The organism is Pseudomonas sp. AC463, from assembly GCF_979253585.1.
In genome coordinates this window covers 1-240 of record NZ_CEEDDZ010001107.1, presented here as the reverse complement: position 1 = coordinate 240, position 240 = coordinate 1, and the positions used below count along the sequence as shown (strand labels likewise).

Sequence of the window (240 nt, the reverse complement as noted above, 5' to 3'; positions counted from 1 at the left end):
CTGCCGTCCGGTGATGTAGCGGTGCGACAGACCCGACGCCGCCTCCAGCGCCTCGCCGAGGATGCGAACCTTGTGATGCTTCTCCAGCACCGGCACGAGGCCGCGCAGCATCGCGACCGCCAGTGCCTCCGCCGGTTCCTCGACCTTCACCACCTGGAAACGGCGGGTCAGCGCCGGATCCTTCTCGAAATACTTTTTGTACTCGGCCCAGGTCGTTGCCGCGATCGTCCGCATCTCGCC

Annotated in this window: 1 pseudogene; it reads right to left on the bottom strand. The window is 66.2% G+C overall.

Annotation, left to right across the window (positions count from 1 at the left end):
* Positions 1–240: pseudogene (locus tag AC0IYH_RS33715) on the bottom strand (hypothetical protein); the annotation flags it as partial.